The 18,013-nt window shown below is 48.5% G+C and carries 16 protein-coding genes; 9 read left to right on the forward strand and 7 right to left on the reverse strand.

Features of this window, described 5'->3' with window-relative positions:
- Positions 1 to 16: 16 nt before the first annotated feature.
- The 4 genes from aceE to ampD all read right to left on the reverse strand — a co-directional run bounded on the left by aceE (position 17) and on the right by ampD (position 5,297).
- Positions 17 to 2,683 (reverse strand): pyruvate dehydrogenase (acetyl-transferring), homodimeric type, encoded by a 2,667-nt coding sequence (gene aceE / locus EXY25_RS12970; RefSeq protein ID WP_114338192.1) that lies wholly within the window; start codon positions 2,681 to 2,683, stop codon positions 17 to 19.
- 95 nt (positions 2,684 to 2,778) lie between these two features.
- Positions 2,779 to 3,561 carry a pyruvate dehydrogenase complex transcriptional repressor PdhR gene (gene pdhR, locus EXY25_RS12975; RefSeq protein ID WP_114338191.1) on the reverse strand — a complete coding sequence of 261 codons (783 nt, stop codon included), beginning with the start codon at positions 3,559 to 3,561 and terminating at the stop codon, positions 2,779 to 2,781.
- Positions 3,562 to 3,826: 265 nt separating this feature from the next.
- The gene (gene ampE, locus EXY25_RS12980; protein WP_130567100.1) at positions 3,827 to 4,765 is read right to left on the reverse strand and encodes a beta-lactamase regulator AmpE; all 939 of its coding nucleotides are present in this window, start codon (positions 4,763 to 4,765) and stop codon (positions 3,827 to 3,829) included.
- Positions 4,766 to 4,784: 19 nt separating this feature from the next.
- Positions 4,785 to 5,297 (reverse strand): 1,6-anhydro-N-acetylmuramyl-L-alanine amidase AmpD, encoded by a 513-nt coding sequence (ampD, locus tag EXY25_RS12985; protein WP_246019556.1) that lies wholly within the window; start codon positions 5,295 to 5,297, stop codon positions 4,785 to 4,787.
- A 537-nt stretch (positions 5,298 to 5,834) separates the two neighbouring features.
- Here ampD and nadC point away from each other — a divergent pair.
- The 8 genes from nadC to yacG all read left to right on the forward strand — a co-directional run bounded on the left by nadC (position 5,835) and on the right by yacG (position 13,047).
- Positions 5,835 to 6,689: a carboxylating nicotinate-nucleotide diphosphorylase gene (gene nadC / locus EXY25_RS12990; protein WP_130567175.1), complete on the forward strand. Its 855-nt coding sequence runs from the start codon at positions 5,835 to 5,837 to the stop codon at positions 6,687 to 6,689.
- Between the two features lie 182 nt (positions 6,690 to 6,871).
- Positions 6,872 to 7,312, forward strand: a complete 441-nt coding sequence (locus EXY25_RS12995; protein ID WP_130567102.1) for a pilin — start codon at positions 6,872 to 6,874, stop codon at positions 7,310 to 7,312.
- Positions 7,313 to 7,451: 139 nt separating this feature from the next.
- Positions 7,452 to 9,161 (forward strand): type IV-A pilus assembly ATPase PilB, encoded by a 1,710-nt coding sequence (gene pilB, locus EXY25_RS13000; RefSeq protein WP_130567103.1) that lies wholly within the window; start codon positions 7,452 to 7,454, stop codon positions 9,159 to 9,161.
- A 55-nt stretch (positions 9,162 to 9,216) separates the two neighbouring features.
- Positions 9,217 to 10,464, forward strand: coding sequence for a type II secretion system F family protein (locus EXY25_RS13005; RefSeq protein ID WP_130567104.1), 1,248 nt, complete (start codon positions 9,217 to 9,219; stop codon positions 10,462 to 10,464).
- Positions 10,465 to 10,467: 3 nt separating this feature from the next.
- Positions 10,468 to 11,358, forward strand: coding sequence for a prepilin peptidase (locus tag EXY25_RS13010; protein WP_130567105.1), 891 nt, complete (start codon positions 10,468 to 10,470; stop codon positions 11,356 to 11,358).
- Positions 11,359 to 11,365: 7 nt separating this feature from the next.
- Positions 11,366 to 11,962, forward strand: coding sequence for a dephospho-CoA kinase (coaE, locus tag EXY25_RS13015; protein ID WP_130567106.1), 597 nt, complete (start codon positions 11,366 to 11,368; stop codon positions 11,960 to 11,962).
- Between the two features lie 76 nt (positions 11,963 to 12,038).
- Entirely contained in the window at positions 12,039 to 12,770 is a 732-nt protein-coding gene (gene zapD / locus EXY25_RS13020; RefSeq protein ID WP_165419360.1) for a cell division protein ZapD, read from the forward strand.
- 19 nt (positions 12,771 to 12,789) lie between these two features.
- Positions 12,790 to 13,047 carry a DNA gyrase inhibitor YacG gene (yacG, locus tag EXY25_RS13025; protein WP_130567108.1) on the forward strand — a complete coding sequence of 86 codons (258 nt, stop codon included), beginning with the start codon at positions 12,790 to 12,792 and terminating at the stop codon, positions 13,045 to 13,047.
- Positions 13,048 to 13,117: 70 nt separating this feature from the next.
- On the opposite strand, the gene mutT is transcribed toward yacG, so the two are convergent.
- From mutT to EXY25_RS13040, 3 genes are all read right to left on the reverse strand, one after another.
- The gene (mutT, locus tag EXY25_RS13030; RefSeq protein WP_130567109.1) at positions 13,118 to 13,525 is read right to left on the reverse strand and encodes an 8-oxo-dGTP diphosphatase MutT; all 408 of its coding nucleotides are present in this window, start codon (positions 13,523 to 13,525) and stop codon (positions 13,118 to 13,120) included.
- Between the two features lie 123 nt (positions 13,526 to 13,648).
- Positions 13,649 to 16,372, reverse strand: a complete 2,724-nt coding sequence (secA, locus tag EXY25_RS13035; RefSeq protein WP_130567110.1) for a preprotein translocase subunit SecA — start codon at positions 16,370 to 16,372, stop codon at positions 13,649 to 13,651.
- Between the two features lie 115 nt (positions 16,373 to 16,487).
- Positions 16,488 to 17,414, reverse strand: coding sequence for a M23 family metallopeptidase (locus EXY25_RS13040; protein WP_130567111.1), 927 nt, complete (start codon positions 17,412 to 17,414; stop codon positions 16,488 to 16,490).
- Positions 17,415 to 17,494: 80 nt separating this feature from the next.
- On the opposite strand from EXY25_RS13040, the gene EXY25_RS13045 reads away from it, so the two are divergent.
- On the forward strand, positions 17,495 to 17,944 hold the full coding sequence (locus EXY25_RS13045; RefSeq protein WP_240695179.1) for a DUF721 domain-containing protein: 450 nt from the start codon (positions 17,495 to 17,497) through the stop codon (positions 17,942 to 17,944).
- Positions 17,945 to 18,013: the final 69 nt, after the last annotated feature.

The following is an 18,013-nucleotide window of genomic DNA, read 5'->3' on the forward strand; positions in this document are numbered from 1 at the left end:
CAGTCTCTATCCTCTATCAAGCGAACAGTGGGTTAACTTTGTCAGCATTGATCTCGAACTTGGCAATTGCTTCCGCAACCACTTTCTTGTCCAGATCACCTTTTTGCGCCAACTCAGTTAAAGCAGCCAATACCACATAGCGATGGTCGACTTCGAAGTGTGCACGCAAGTTTTCACGGCTGTCAGAGCGACCGAAACCATCGGTACCTAACACACGGTATGATGCCGGAATGAAGTTACGCAGTTGATCCGCATGCACCTTCATGTAGTCAGTCGCCACAACCACTGGCACGTCAGCTTCAAGTGTCTTAGTGACGTATGCCACTTTCTGCTCAGCTTCCGGGTGCAACAGGTTGTAACGGTCAACATCCAGACCATCACGGGCCAACTCGTTGAATGAAGTCACAGAGTAAACATCAGAATCGACACCGTACTCTTCAGCCAACACTTTTGCTGCTTTTTGTACTTCCAGCAAAATCGTACCGGCACCGAGTAGCTGTACCTTGGTCTTACCTTTGCCAGCCACAGCATCCAACTTGTAGATACCCTTGATGATGCCCTCTTCCGCACCTTCTGGCATCGCAGGATGAACGTAGTTTTCGTTCATGGTGGTGATGTAATAGAACACATCTTCCTGCTTCTGGCCGTACATACGTTCCATACCGTTTTGTACGATCACAGCGATTTCGTAACCGAATGTCGGATCGTAGCTGATACAGTTTGGAATGGTGTTTGCCATGATATGACTGTGACCATCTTCGTGCTGCAGACCCTCGCCGTTCAATGTAGTACGACCTGCTGTGCCACCGATCAGGAAACCACGAGCACGGGCGTCACCTGCCAACCAAGCCAAGTCACCAATACGCTGGAAACCAAACATGGAGTAGTAGATATAGAACGGGATCATCGGTGTATCATTTACCGAGTAGCTAGTGGCAGCAGCCACCCATGAAGACATCGCACCGCCTTCGTTGATCCCTTCCTGCAATACCGCACCGGTTTTGTCTTCGCGGTAGTAAGCCACTTGATCTGCGTCTTGTGGTACATATTTCTGACCACCATGGGCATAGATTCCCACTTGACGGAACAAGCCTTCCATACCAAAGGTACGTGCTTCATCAGGAATGATTGGCACGACGCGCTTACCGATATTTTTATCTTTCAGCACTGCAGTCAACAAACGGCCTAACGCCATGGTTGAGCTGATTTCACGACCATTAGAGCCTTTTAGTAAGGCATCAAAACTTTTCAGTCCTGGGATATCCAGCTCTTCAGAGAACTTCACCCGGCGGCGTGGCAGATAACCGCTGAGAGATTCACGGCGCTGACGCAGGTACTGCATTTCAGGGCTGTCTTCTGCCGGACGGAAGTACGGGATATTTTCAATCTCGTTATCATCTACCGGAATGTTGAAACGATCACGGAAATGCTTGATCGCGTCAATGTTCATCTTTTTCACGTTGTGCGCAATATTGCGACCTTCACCGGCATCACCCAAACCATAACCTTTTACGGTTTTCGCCAGGATCACAGTCGGACGACCAACGGTCTTCACGGCACGATCGTATGCAGCATATACTTTTGAAGGATCGTGACCACCACGGTTCAAGCGCCAGATATCTTCATCAGACATATTGGCCACCATCTCGGCAGTTTCAGGGTACTTACCGAAGAACTTCTCGCGCGTGTAAGCGCCGCCTTTGGCTTTACAGTTCTGATACTCACCGTCAACGGTCTCTTCCATCAACTGCAATAACTTACCTGAGGTATCACGGGCCAATAGCGCATCCCAGTAACGACCCCAAACAACTTTGATCACTTCCCAGCCAGCACCACGGAAAGAACCTTCCAGCTCCTGGATGATTTTGCCGTTACCACGTACAGGGCCATCGAGACGCTGCAGGTTACAGTTCACAACGAAGATCAGGTTATCTAAGCCTTCACGTGCAGCCAGGCCAATGGCGCCCAATGATTCTGGCTCATCGATTTCGCCGTCGCCCAGGAATGCCCACACCTTTTGACGTGAGGTATCCATGATGCCACGGTCATTCAAATATTTAAGGAAGCGCGCTTGGTAGATAGCCGTCAGCGGGCCTAAACCCATCGATACAGTCGGGAACTGCCAATAGTCAGGCATTAACTTAGGATGCGGATATGAGCTGAGACCCTTACCTTCAACTTCCTGACGGAAGTTATCCATCTGCTCTTCGGTCAAACGACCTTCAAGAAAAGAGCGGGAGTAGATACCCGGAGAGATATGTCCCTGGAAATAGATAAGATCGCCACCATCAATATCATTTGGCGCACGCCAGAAGTGGTTGAAACCCACATCATATAACGTGGCAGAAGAAGCGAAGCTGGAGATATGTCCACCCAGGTCCAAATCTTTCTTTGAAGCACGCTGTACCATCGCCAACGCATTCCAACGGATGTAACCACGGAGCTTCTGCTCCATCGCCATATCACCTGGCATTTGTGGCTCTTGTCCAGGAGGAATGGTGTTCAGATACGCTGTCGTAGCGTCATACGGTAAGTGAGCGCCGTTACGACGGGCCTTGTCAATCAGCTTCTCCAACAGGTAGTGAGCACGTTCAGTGCCCTCTGCCTCAAGAACGGCTTCCATAGCTTCAAGCCATTCTTGCGTTTCCTGTGGATCCACGTCGTGATTGATAATGTCAGACATGGCGGGTTCCTTATCTTCTAGGTTCAATCGTTAGTGATTAAATAGGTTCATATACGATAGTTCAGAAATACCGCGATAACGGCAAAATAGCCCTATCACTCAGTATTACTTTCACTTTCATCCTGCTGCTGCATTCGCCGCAACGAACGCTGCTGACGGTTACTTTCTTGCCCCAACAACAGCAGTGTCTCTTCGATATACGCCAGATGACTTAATGTCGCCTGACGGGCTTGCTCTGGCTGCCGCTGGACAATCGCTGCCAACACCAACCGCCTGTGTTCTGCCAGTGTCGAGGCCACGCCTGACTTCCGGTATAACACGTGTAAATTTTGTTCCACATTACCCAGTAGCAGTGGCCGCATCGCTAACACCAACTGCAAAATAACGACGTTGTGTGACGCTTCAGCGATACGCTCATAAAATGCAATCACTGCTTGCGCTTCAGCCTGGGCGTCGCCCTGCTCATGCGCTTGATTAATTGCAGCAGAACAACTTTCCAGCTGCGCAAAATCAGCCTCGGTACCACGAACCGCCGCGTAGTATGCTGAAATGCCTTCCATCGCTAAGCGGAATTCAAGCAGATCAAATTGCGCTTCCGGATTCTTTGCCAACAATTCAAACAGTGGCTCGCTGACAGAGTCTCTAAGTTTTTCAGCGACAAAGGTTCCCCCCCCTTGTCGACGAACCAGCAAACCACGCGCCTCTAACTTTTGGATAGCTTCTCGCAGCGATGGTCTTGAGACTTCAAACTGAGCGGCCAGTTCTCGCTCAGGCAACAATTTCTGTCCAGGCTTCATGGAGCCTTCAAGGATCATCTGCTCTAGCTGCTCAACAATCACATCAGCGATTCGAGGCTGTTTGATTTTTTGAAACGTCATCTAAGCAGGGTTCTCACTGACTAATTAGGTACTGGCACAACCGATTTATCAAAATATCTTTGCGCCAAGTCAATTGGTCTTACCAATTGACACAATTGGTAGCAGAAACTAACAGAAGAAAAGGTGGGAGTCCATACCGCTAAAGGGCAAAAAAAAGATTGAGCTGGCTCAATCTTTGGTTAGAAAAGAAAAAAGCCGCTATCTATGCGGCTTTTCTACGATTCAAGTAATTGGTCTGACCAATTATTGAAGTGGATTTAGCTTATCACGATAACCAACCATAAAGCGTCAACACTGAAATCATTGCTAGCATCATCACAATATTTCGCTTCACAAGCGATACCATGTGGGTGGCCTCAGCAACGCAAACAGCAGATGACGCGTCCATATCTCGCGTACTATCGCCGACTTTATAGACAAACTCTCGGGCTGATAATTTCATATCCAACAGGTGTTCTAACCAGATCGGAAACGCTCGATTAAAATGTCCAACCAGCGCCATACCTAATGTGACAACTCTTACAGGTAACCAATCCATCCAATGCATGAGATGAGAAATAGAGCGCTGCGCATCTGATGGCGCGACCACGGTCTCGAGTTCAACAACTTCCTCGCCCGCATTATCGTCAACAGGCACATCAGCCAGCTCCGCATCACCGCTATGCTCGTTGTCGCTCTGCGCTAAATAGTAACGACAACCGCAGTAGAATACGGCACCAGCGGGGCCTAGCAACACCACCCAGCAGATCAGCGCGCCATAGTAGCGATAGTTAATCCAAGCCAAGCGTTGACCCAATGATGCGGGTAAACTGCGATGATCTTGCTCATTGACGGTGTGTTCAATGACTTTCGCAAACTCAAAACAGGCCTGTTCGTCGCCTCGGCAACTCGCCTTCAAGTAACTTTTATACTGTCGACGGTAAAAGCCACAGCCAAAACAAACCAGCAAAACCACCATCCAGCTCATCAACGTTACCAAGCCAAACAGCATCCCTTCCACCAAGCGCAGCCAAACCAGTACAGCAAAGGCAGGTAGAGCAATAACCACCAGCGTACCAGCAAAACTATCTTTCAGTTTTGCCAACGCCGAGAGTTGGCCAATGCGATCCATATAATGTTGCATATACCAATGGAACTGCCATTGCGGCCCCAAATGCAGTACACGCTCTAAAAATATTGCTAACAGCAAGCAGAACAACACCATGCTGCTCAATCCTTATCGGTTAATCATCCAGTAAAGAGAAGAAGTAGTCCCAGTCGAAAGCTTGCCCCGGATCCGTTTTTCTGCCCGGCGCGATATCACTATGACCCACAATTCTTTCCCGCGTGATCATAGGATAGCGCGCCATGATCTCCTGTGTCAGCATAACTAGCGCACGATATTGAGATTTTTCATAAGCAACCGTGTCGGTTCCCTCCAATTCAATACCGATGGAAAAATCATTACAACGCTCGCGACCGGCAAATGATGACACACCCGCATGCCAGGCGCGTTTATCAAACGGCACATAGTGCACGACTTCGCCGTCACGGCGGATCAAGCAATGGGCAGAAACTCGCAGGCCTGCAATCTGTTGAAAGAAGGGATCCGCTTGCGGGTCTAAACGCCCCATAAACAGATCATCGATATAGGCCCCACCAAACTGACCTGGCGGCAGGCTAATGTTATGGATCACCAACAAGGATATGTTCTCTCCTGCTGGACGCTCATCATGGTGTGGGCTGATCTTTGGCAAACTCGATGACTCCCCTGTCGTATGCAGTATTTCTAGTTAGCAATCTCTAGTTAAAAGCATCTGCACAGAAACAAACTATTTGAGCAGCACCCCATATAAGAGAAGACTGTAACGCCCTATATCTGACCTAGACAGTGTAATAGAGCAAAACATGTTTCTCTCCTTAATAGAGGAAACTTGGCTACCAGTCCCTCATGTGATCTAACTAAGAAATGGAACACTGCAGGACGCTCAGCGTTTGATTCATCGCCCGAAAGCAAACAATAACCACTCATGTAAAGCAGAAACCGCTACTTTACAGGCAACAAATACGTGGAATTTCCATCATTCCCTTCAATAACCCTTGCTAATGCCATTAGAATACACAGCAAATCAGATACCGTTTCCGGTGCTATTATTAACACCACACATCAATCATTACTAAACGATTGATTCTGTTCATATAGCCGACTAAGCATACAAGAGAAGCCATTGAAGACGCCACACTCCCTGCCAGCAAACAAGATCCCAGCCCATATCATCACAGATAACGTACGCATGGCGTTAAACGAAGATCTCGGTGGCTCTTTAGCGCTGCATACTGCAGCAGAAAACAACTATTCCGCAGATAACGACATCACCGCACAACTTATTCCAGCAGAAAACATGGCCGAAGCACGGGTGATCAGCCGTGAGCGAGCCGTGTTTTGCGGTCAACCTTTTGTTGAGGAGGTGTTTGCCCAATTAACGGCAAATCTGGCGGAACAGGTGAAAATTAAATGGTTGGTTAAAGATGGCGAACGCGTCGAGGCAAACCAACCCCTGTTTATGCTCAGAGGCTCTGCTCGGCTATTGCTCACAGGTGAACGCGCAGCACTGAATTTCGTGCAGATGTTGTCGGCAACCGCCACCGCCGTTCGCGCTTACATCGATAAGTTGCAAGGTTTAGAGAAGCCGCTGGCACTGCTTGATACCCGTAAAACTATTCCCGGCCTAAGGGCTGCACAGAAGTACGCCATCGCCTGTGGTGGTGGCCACAACCACCGCGCCGGTTTGCATGACGCTTATCTGATCAAAGAGAACCATATCGCCGCTTGCGGTGGTATTGCTCAGGCCGTCGACAAAGCCAAACAACTCAATCCAGAGAAGCCGATAGAGATTGAAGTCGAAACCATGGATGAACTTAACCAATCCATCGATGCTGGCGCCGACATCATTATGCTGGACAACTTTGATCTAACCACTATGCGTAAAGCCGTAGAGCTGACGGCGGATCGCTGTTTGTTAGAAGCATCAGGTAATGTAAATCTGGACACGGTGAGATCGATCGCAGAAACCGGCGTTGACCGTATATCTGTTGGGGCAATCACCAAACATGTGCGCGCGATCGACCTTTCTATGCGCTTCCTTTGATAGATTCCGCGCCATAGCATTGTGCTATGACGTGGTTTTTGATCACAAAGTTAACAATTGTTATCAAAATGTTATTGATTGCAGCTAAAACTTTGATCAAAACTACAGTTCTCGCTGAACTAGGCAACTACAATCTGCCCCGTAACAGCAAGATTTAGCAAAACCCTGAGGGAGACATCCAAATGAAAGCAGTACAAAAAGGTTTTACATTGATTGAATTGATGATCGTTGTAGCGATCATCGGTATTTTGGCAGCAATCGCGTTGCCTGCTTACCAAGATTACACTGTTCGTGCTCGTGTGAGTGAGATCGCTGTGATCGCTTCAGGTATGAAGGCAACCGTCGGTGAAAACATTGCAAATAATGGCGCTATTGCAGTAGGTAGCTGCTTAGGCGTAACGAACATCTCGGTCGCAACTAAAAACGTCGCGAGCTCAACTTGCACCGATACAACTGGTGTTATTGCAGTAACTGGTAGCGCATCATCTAAAAGTGTGGCACTTACTTATACACCTACCCTTAATGCTGATGGGGTTATAACTTGGGCTTGTACCGTTAACAACCCGGCAACAAACAATAAGTATGCTCCAGCCGAATGTCGTACTGCTGCTGCAGCGCCTTAAGCGAATTGCAGTAAGGCAGAGTAAAAGGAGGCTTTCGCCTCCTTTTTTGTTACCTCGACCTTAGTTTTCTCATTCAATTCGCACACTCATCGCAGTAAAATGATAAGTTAATGCAACTTAACCATTTTTATGTCGCTTTATGTCTTATAACGCCAACAGTTCACTCGCCTCACTGCTTGCCCGAAAAGGGTTGATCGAAGAAGCTGATGCAAAAAATCAAGCGCTACTCGCTGCCGAGAACAAGCAATCCTTTATTCATTATCTGCATGAAAAAAGTAAGATTGACGGCTCCAAAGCACTCGAAGTTCTGGCGGATAGCTACGGTATTCCCACCTGTGACCTGAGTGACTATGACCACAAAACACTGCCTGAAGAATACGTTAACGAAAAACTAATCGCTCAGCATCATGCCATCCCCTTTGAGGTGCGCGGTAATCGCCTTTTTATTGCCCTCGCCGACCCGACCAATCTAGCTGCGCTAGAAGATTTTCAGTTCAGCACAGGTATTCGTACTGAAGCGCTGCTTGCCAATATTGCCCAACTCGCCCCTATTATCGAAACGATTATCGAAGGGGATATCGCCAACCTGGATATGGGTGAGATGGGCGACGGTGACTTCGGCAGTATGGAAGTCGCCGATACTGAGCGTAAAGATGAAGAGGGCTTGGTTGGCGAAGAGAAAGATGACGCACCCATCGTTGTCTATATTAACAAGCTGTTGATGGATGCGATCCGTAAAGGCGCATCGGATCTGCACTTTGAACCCTATGAAAAATCGTACCGGGTACGCTTTCGTATAGATGGTATTTTGCACGAAATATCTTCACCACCCGTCTCCTTATCTGGTCGCTTATCTGCTCGCTTAAAGGTGATGTCTAAGCTGGACATTGCGGAACGCCGGGTACCTCAAGATGGGCGGATTAAACTGCGGTTATCTCGCAATAAGTCAATCGATTTTCGTGTATCGACACTGCCGACGATTTGGGGAGAAAAAGTAGTACTCCGTATTTTAGATAGTTCCAGTGCCATGCTAGGCATTGATGTGCTTGGGTACGAAGCCGATCAAAAAGAGATGTATATGGCGGCATTAGGTCAACCGCAAGGGATGATCCTAGTCACCGGGCCAACAGGTTCGGGTAAGACCGTGTCCTTGTATACTGGCTTGAATATCCTGAATACACCTGAACGAAATATCGCCACAGCAGAAGACCCGGTAGAAATTAACTTAACTGGGGTCAATCAAGTACATATGAATCCCAAAGCAGGGTTAACCTTCTCCAGCGCCTTACGTTCATTTCTTCGTCAAGATCCCGACGTGGTGATGGTCGGTGAGATCCGAGACTTGGAAACTGCAGAAATCGCCATTAAAGCAGCACAAACCGGCCACTTAGTTCTATCAACTTTGCATACGAACTCAGCACCTGAAACTTTAACGCGCTTACTCAATATGGGTGTGCCTTCGTTTAACGTCGCCAGCTCAATCTCCCTGATTATCGCCCAACGTTTGGGACGAAAGCTCTGTGGTGAATGCAAAGCCCCAGAGGAAATTTCACCAAAGGCACTGAAGGAATTGGGCTTTAACGACGACCAGATCGCCCAAGACTTCACAGTTTACAAGCCTGTAGGTTGCGACAAGTGTACCGGTGGGTATAAAGGGCGAGTAGGTGTTTATGAAGTGATGAAAATCAGTGATGCCATTGCCAAAATAATCATGGAGGATGGCAACTCACTGGATATCGCCAAACAAGCGGAAACAGAAGGGGTCGATGATCTGCGTAAATCAGCCCTAAAGAAAGTGATGGCAGGGTTACTCAGTATTTCAGAAGTTGAAAGGATCACTTCCTTCTAAATCTAACAATACCTATTAATTATATAGCCAACGGATATATAAGAGAGAGTTAGTTATGGCTGTAGCTGCAGCAAGTAAAACAAAGAAAAACAAAGGACCGGTATCCGAGCTGTACGTCTGGCACGGAGTTAATAAGAAAGGCGACAAAGTTTCCGGCGAATTGCGCGGCGCTAGCCCTACGGACATCAAAGTTCAGCTTCGTAGCCAGGGGGTCACGCCATCAAAGGTAAAGAAGAAGCCCAAATCATTATTTGGATCTAGCGGCGGTTCAGTCAAAGCAAGCGATATAGCGGTGATCACTAGGCAGATCGCCACCATGCTTTCTGCAGGCGTTCCACTTGTGCAATCTATCGAGATGATCGCAAAAGGCCATGAAAAGCAAGCAATGCAGTCTCTACTAACAGGGATTTTAGTGGAACTTCAGGCCGGTCGACCTTTTTCCGAATGTTTAAAGCAATATCCAAAATACTTTGATGATCTCTATTGCGACTTGGTCGATGCCGGTGAACAGTCGGGGGCTCTGGATACTATTTATGACCGTATTGCCACCTACAAAGAGAAAGCTGAAGCACTTAAATCTAAAATAAAGAAGGCGATGTTCTATCCTGCAGCAGTACTCGTTGTCGCACTTATCGTTACCAGTATTTTGCTGATCTTTGTTGTGCCACAGTTTAAAGATATCTTTGACGGTTTTGGCGCTGAACTACCAGCATTTACACTGATGGTTATCGGTATTTCCGAATTTATGCAGGCCTATTGGTACATAATCCTCGGCGGCATAATTGTTGCCGGATATGCATTCAAGCAAGCCCATGGGAAGTACCAAAGCGTTCGAGATAAGACCGATGAAACTATCGTCAAACTCCCCATCATTGGCTCAATTCTCCACAAAGCCGCAATTGCTCGTTTTGCTCGCACTCTATCGACCACCTTTGCTGCTGGTGTGCCGCTGATCAGTGCGCTGGAGTCTGCTGCAGGCGCCTCTGGTAATGCTGTTTATCGTCGTGCCATTATGTCGATCCAGAAAGAGGTACAGACCGGCATGCAGATGAATGTCGCCATGCGCATGACCGGCATCTTCCCTGATATGGTCACTCAGATGGTGATGATTGGTGAGGAATCGGGAGCCTTGGATGGGATGCTGGCAAAAATCGCCAACATCTATGAAATGGAAGTGGACGACGCTGTCGATGGTTTAACCTCTCTGCTTGAACCCTTAATCATGGTGGTGTTAGGTACGCTTGTAGGCGGACTTATTGTGGCCATGTACCTACCTATTTTTGGCATGGGCGCTGTTGTATAAATCATGCTTAAAGAATTTATCTTGTTATTTGAACTATACCCAGCAGCCTATTGGCTGCTGGTTGCCGTTATGGGTCTGCTCATCGGCAGTTTCCTCAATGTTGTTATCCACCGTATGCCGCTGCTGATGGAGCGACAGTGGCGCCGTGATATCCGCGAAAGCTATCCGGAAGCGACATTGCCTGATAACGATATTGATAAGCTACCTACCCCTTATAATCTAGTCGTGCCTCGTTCTGCTTGTCCGCACTGTGGTCATCAAATCACAGCGCTAGAGAATATTCCTGTCGTTAGCTGGTTGTTGCTGTTAAGAGGCAAGTGCAGCCAATGTAAAGCGGCTATTTCCAAACGTTACCCTGCCATAGAGCTACTCACCGGCGTATTAAGCGGCTATGTCGCCTGGCAGTTTAGTTTTACTGCCGAAGGGATCGGTGCACTGCTGTTCTTATGGTTACTGCTACCGATGATTTTTATCGACATCGATAAAATGCTTCTGCCGGACCAATTGACCTATCCACTGTTATGGTTAGGTTTACTGTTTAATCTGGATGGCACCTTTGTTTCTCTAAACGATGCAGTGGTTGGTGCAGTTGCCGGTTACTTAGCATTGTGGAGCGTCTATTGGGGCTTTAAGCTGCTAACAGGCAAAGAGGGGATGGGTTATGGTGATTTCAAACTACTGGCTGGACTCGGCGCTTGGTTAGGTTGGCAACAACTGCCGCTGATTATATTACTCTCCGCTGGTGTTGGTGCCGTTTTGGGTATCACTATGATCATGGTGCAAGGCCGAGACAAAGCGCAGCCAATGCCGTTTGGCCCTTACTTAGCTATCGCTGGCTTTATCGCTCTACTCTGGGGCGAACAGATCACCCAGTGGTACCTGATGAGACTCTAGTCAGAGCATGTTCGTCGTCGGCTTAACAGGCGGTATCGGCAGCGGTAAAAGTACCGTTGCCGCTGAATTTCAAAGACTGGGTATTGATGTTGTCGATGCTGATCTCGTCGCCAGAGATGTTGTTGCCCCCGACAGCCAGGCACTGCAACAGATCCAAGATTATTTCGGTGATAATGTCATCCTCGCTGATGGCAGTTTAGATCGTGCGGCACTGCGCGCTGCTGTTTTTAACAATGAACAACAGCGCCAGTGGCTAAACCAGCTACTCCACCCATTGATAAGCCAAGAGATGCAAGTCCAGTTAAAGGCTGCTTCATCACCTTATGTGCTTTGGGTTGTGCCACTATTGGTCGAAAACAAGCTATACCAACAAGCAGACCGAGTGCTGGTCATTGATCTCCCCGTCGAACAACAAAAGCTTCGCGCCGCTTCTCGTGATCGGCAATCTATAACGCAAATAGAGCAGGTCCTCGCTTCCCAGGCGTCACGGCAACAACGTCTTGCCGTTGCTGATGACGTAATCGATAACAGCCGCCCGCTTTCTGAGGTAAAGAGAGATGTTTCCACGCTACACCAACGCTACTTGAAGCTTAGCCAACACTAAATAGTCACAAGACGATTAAAAAATACGTTGTGACGCGCTATCATTATCCCATAACCCTTATCTGCAGGACGCAGCCTTGCTGTTTGAATACCCCCTCAACGAAAAGATCCGCAGCCAACTCAGAGTGGAGTATCTGGTCCATCAGATGCGAGACGCTGGTGCCGAGACCAGTAGCGCCTGCCTGGGATTCTTTCGCGCCGTATTTGAACTGCTCGAACTACTGGAACGCGGCGACTTACGGCAGGAGCTAATTAAAGACCTGGAGAAACAACAGATCGGCCTCGAACGATGGGAAGGCACCCCGGGCGTAGATCAGCATGCCTTGCAACAGCTAAAAGGTGAACTACAACAGCTGATCACAGGTTTACGCGCCGAGCCACGACTAGGTCAGTCACTGCGAGAGGATAAATTCCTAGCAGCGTTACGACAACGCTTCGCAATCCCCGGTGGACACTGCTGTTTCGACTTACCGCAACTACATCTTTGGCTGCACCAGCCTCAGGGCACGCGCAGCCAACAGATGGCAGAATGGTTAAGGCAATTGTCTCTACTTAGCCGAGGGATCGCGCTCAACCTCCAGTTGATACGAGAGAAGACCAATTTAGCGGCCACCATCGCCCGCTGTGGGTTTTATCAAGCCAGCGCAGAAGATGTGCAAATGGTCAGAATTCAATTGCCGCAGGATCTCCATTGTTACCCTACGGTCAGTGGTAACCGCCTAAGATATACGATCCGCTTTCATCAACTCGATGATGAAAACCAGCGGGCGCTGGAGCAAGATGTTAACTTTCAGGTCGCGGCCTGCTAACACCTAGGACCATCTATAGATGTCGAAGCAACCAATAGTTGTCGATTGCCCTAACTGCGCCAAAGCAGTCATTTGGGGCAACGAAAGCAAGTACCGCCCCTTTTGCAGTAAACGCTGTCAATTGATAGATCTCGGACAATGGGCTGATGAAGAACACAAAATTGCAGCCAAAGAAGACAACCCTATGGCTGATCTGCTTCAGGATGTTGATGCCATGAGCGAGGAACAGATAGAAGCGTTAGCGGCCAAGCTGCTTCATGGCAAAGGTGAACAGTAGGTTTAGACAGCAGCGATGAAAGTTGAACCCGCTTTACGCAGTTTAAGCTCATTTTACTGGTAAGAGAGAGTTAATCCCGCCCAAGATAAGCCTGTAACTTTTCAATAATAGGTTGATTGGCTGCTGGTACATCCAGCTCTGCCAGTTCAACCATATTGACCCAAGCTATGCGTTGCCCTTCTGCTCCCACCGGCTCACCATCAAGCTGAGTGACCAGATAGAAGCTTAATGAAACCTCACGCTCCGGATAACGATGATTAATCTGGGTAAACAGCTCAAAATGTGTCGGCTTAACCGCCAGCTCCTCAGAAAATTCACGAACTAATGCGCTTTCGGGTGATTCTCCAGAATCTATTTTTCCCCCGGGAAACTCCCAGCTCCCAGCTAAATGGCTGCCCTGTAGCCGTTGCGCCACGAGCACCTCCATACTATCGGTTTCGCGAATAGCGATACCAACTGCTATCTCTATCGTTTTCATATCGCTCTCGATTTGTTCTGGCGGTGCTCGTCTAGCGTCATTGATATATTGCTGACAAATCCCAGATATAAAAAACGGCGGGATAAGCCGCCGTTTCTATTCAGTTCCTTGCAGAAAGCCTATTTAGCTCAACTTGCCGTGGCACTGTTTATACTTTTTACCTGATCCGCACGGACAAGGCTCGTTACGGCCGACCTTCTTGTCTTCGCGAATAAACGTACCATGCTGTCCGTCTGCTGCGGCGTTCTGATCTTCAGCAATCGCTCCCGCCTGGGCATGCTGATAGCTACGACGTGCCTTCTCTTCATTCTCTCGACGCTTGGCTTCAACGGCATCAACATCTTCCTGAGCACGCACCTGCACCTTACTGATGATGGAGACAACGTCGCCTTTCAGCGCTTCCAGCATGTTAGAGAACAGCTCGAACGCTTCACGCTTGTACTCCTGCTTCGGATTCTTTTGCGCATAGCTGCGCAGATGGATCCCTTGACGCAGATGATCCATGTTCGCCAGGTGTTCTTTCCAATGACTATCCAGGCTTTGCAACATGATAGCTTTTTCGAAGTGGCGTAAAACATCAACACCCACCATCTCTTCTTTCTTGTCACAAGCTTCAACAATGGAACTCATGATCCGCTCACGCAGCGAATCTTCATGTAGTTTGTCATCTTCATCCAGCCACTGCTGCAGCGGCAGTTCGATGGCAAAGTCCGCTTTCAAGCGTTCGCTTAAGCCAGGTACATCCCACATCTCTTCCAGAGATTGTGGCGGGATATACTCACTAATCACACCATCAACGACACTTTCACGGATCGCATCAATAGTCTCTTTAACATCACCCTCGTCAAGTAGTTCGTTACGTTGCTCGTAAACCACCTTACGCTGATCATTTGAGACATCATCAAACTCGAGAAGCTGTTTACGAATGTCGAAGTTACGCCCTTCAACTTTACGTTGTGCATTTTCAATCGCACGGGTGACCCATGGATGTTCAATCGCTTCACCATGTTCCATACCCAACTTCTTCATCAAACCGGCAACCCGGTCCGAAGCAAAGATACGCATCAGGCTATCTTCCATCGACAAGTAGAAACGGCTTGAGCCAGCATCACCCTGACGGCCTGAACGGCCTCGTAGCTGATTATCGATACGGCGCGACTCATGGCGCTCGGTGCCAATGATATGCAGACCGCCTGCAGTCAGCACCTCTTCGTGTACCTTCAGCCATGCAGCTTTAATATCTGAAACTTGCGCTTCAGTGGGCTGATCTAAACTATCGATCTGCGACTGCCAGTTGCCCCCAAGTACGATATCGGTACCACGGCCTGCCATGTTGGTCGCAATGGTGACGGCACCCGGTAGGCCCGCATCGGCAACGATCTGCGCTTCTTTCTCATGGAACTTGGCATTAAGCACCTGATGCTTAATCTTGGCCTTGTTTAATAAGCCAGAAAGATACTCAGAGATCTCAATAGAGACGGTACCCACCAATACTGGCTGACCACGCTTCACACAGTCCTGAATATCTTCAATGATGGCGTCAAATTTCTCACCAGCAGTCAGGTAAACCAGATCAGGGCGATCATCACGCACCATAGGTAAGTTGGTCGGAATAACGATGGTTTCTAAGCCGTAAATGCTCTGGAATTCAAAGGCCTCAGTATCAGCCGTACCCGTCATACCCGATAGCGTGTTGTACATACGGAAGAAGTTCTGGAACGTAATCGAGGCCAGCGTCTGGTTCTCATTACGAATATCCACGCCCTCTTTTGCTTCTACCGCTTGATGCAGACCTTCAGACCAACGGCGACCCGGCATGGTTCGACCGGTGTGCTCATCAACAATCACCACTTCGCCGTCCTGAACGATGTAATCAACGTCGCGATGGAACAGCACACTGGCACGCAACCCAGCATTAATGTGATGCATCAATGAGATGTTGCCCGCCGAATAAAGCGAGTCATCCTCTGCCAGCAGACCTTTCTCTTTCAATAACTCTTCAACGCGTTCCTGGCCCTGTTCGGTCAGGAAAACTTGCTTACCCTTCTCATCTACCGTGTAATCACCTACGGCACGAGCTTCTTCACTGTCATCCTCAGGGGCTTTTTCTAGCAGCGGAATCAACTTGTTGATCTGACGGTACATTTCCGAGCTATCTTCTGCAACACCGGAAATAATCAACGGCGTACGCGCTTCATCGATAAGGATTGAATCCACCTCATCGACAACCGCAAAATTCAAACCGTGCTGAACACGATCGTCAGGTGCGAAGGCCATGTTGTCGCGAAGATAGTCAAAACCAAATTCGTTATTGGTACCGTAAGTCACGTCCGAAGCATACGCCTCACGCTTAGCGGCACTATCCATCTGTGACAGGTTACAACCAACGGTCATCCCCAAAAACTCAAACAACGGACGATTCCAGTCTCCATCACGGCGAGCCAGATAATCGTTTACCGTAATTACGTGCACACCGTTGCCGGTAAGTGCATGCAGATAAGCAGGCAACGTGGCAGTCAGCGTTTTACCTTCACCGGTGCGCATCTCAGCAATTTTGCCTTCGTGTAACACCATGCCACCGATCAGCTGAACGTCGAAATGGCGCATACCAAATACCCGGCGGCTGGCTTCTCGAACCGTTGCAAACGCTTCCGGCAACAACTGTTCTAACGTTGCACCATCAGCGAGACGTTGACGATATTCTTCTGTTTTCGCCTTCAGGGCGTCGTCAGATAGTGCTTCGACATCTGCTTCAAGGGCATTGATTTGATTAACAACTTTGCGATAACGCTTGAGCACGCGCTCATTCCGGCTACCGAATAATTTGGTAAGTGCTTTTACGAACATGGGTGTGATTACTAATAGTTATAGCGTTCAAACCAGAAGGCGACGCCGGGTTATCCCTAATAAAATAAAAAGCCATGGCAGCCTAGCAACCATGACTAGCGCATTATTATTCTAATTACTTAGCCTTTCGATAGACGTATTTTATCGGGTCTATCTGACGACCATGTTTGAGTACTTCATAGTGCACGTGAGGCCCTGTAGAGCGTCCTGTGCTGCCCATGCGAGCAATCACTTGCCCTTTGGTCACCACATCACCCACATTCACTAGCAGTGTCTGATTGTGACCATAACGCGTGGACAATCCCGCGCCATGATTGATCTCAACCAGCTCACCATAACCCCCACGATGTGCAGACCATGTGACAATGCCAGCACCCGTCGCAACAACCTCACCGCCCTCTTTGCCCGCGAAATCGATCCCTTTATGGTGGGCTGGTTTACGGGTGAACGGATCGGTACGTGTGCCAAAATACGATGATAACCATCCATCGCTGATTGGGCGACCAGAAACATAGCTCTCGTCAGAGATCTGGTGATTCAGTAATAGATTTTCAAGTAGTGCAAGCTGACGAGTACGATTATTTAACTGAGATGAGAGTTCATCGATTTTGGCCAACAGCTCCCCGAGCTGCTCTCCAGGCTCAATCACCTCATCCGCAGTATCAATATTGATTGGACCACCAACAGGGGGCTCCGCCGCAAAATCAAACTCAGTTGAATCCAACTCATGAAGATCGGTCAATCGGCTACCCAGCGCTTCCAAGCGTTGGGTATGAGCTTGTAATAGCCCGACACGACCAGCTAACTGTTGCAACTGACGAGCGGTCGCTTGACGCAACTCATCCAATTGCACAACTTGAGACTCGTTTTCGATACGCTTTTCAGCAACTTTCAAACGGATTGGGTCCAGCTGGTTAAGCTGGGTGCTCACAAACGTGGCAGCAAGCAACACGACAGCCACAAAAAATCCACCTATGTGCCAGGCACCTAGATTTAAGTGGTACTCGCGATTTCGCGTTTTTAAGGATACTGATACACTCATAACGACTACTTCTATCTATACCTTGTAACTCGGCAAATGCCCGATAAACCATTGGTAACTAGGCAGGTACCTTTATTGTGATGCGCCCTAAACGCCCCAAAGAGCTGGCACAGCTGATAAACCTTAACACAGGTGCGCTGGCGAAACTTCAACACGGCGCACAACAAATCACTCAAATAAACCAAGCTGTGAGAGCCTTGCTGCCTGAGCTAATTAGCAAACAAGTCACTGTTGCCAATTATCGTGAAGGCATTCTTGTACTTACCGTTCCCTCTGCCGGGTGGGCTCAACGACTGCGTTTTGCCCAAAGTATGTTGCTCAGCCAGTTACGCAAGCAACATCTGCCGGGGCTTAGCACCATCAATGTGCAAATAGTGCCAAACAAGTCGATAGTTCCTAAAAGAACGCAAGTTACGGGCCAATCGAGAATGATCTCACCATCAACAGCCGAACAGTTGCGCGCGCTCGCCGATCACGCACCAGCAGAGCTAAAAAAACAATTACTCAAGTTAGCCAATCGCGAAAAATAGCTTTCGCCAAAAACTATGCGGCTAAAACAACAAAACCAGCCTTTCGGCTGGTTTTAATATTAACTCACT

The organism is Corallincola spongiicola, assembly GCF_004284785.1.
GTDB classification, from domain to species: domain Bacteria; phylum Pseudomonadota; class Gammaproteobacteria; order Enterobacterales; family Neiellaceae; genus Corallincola; species Corallincola holothuriorum.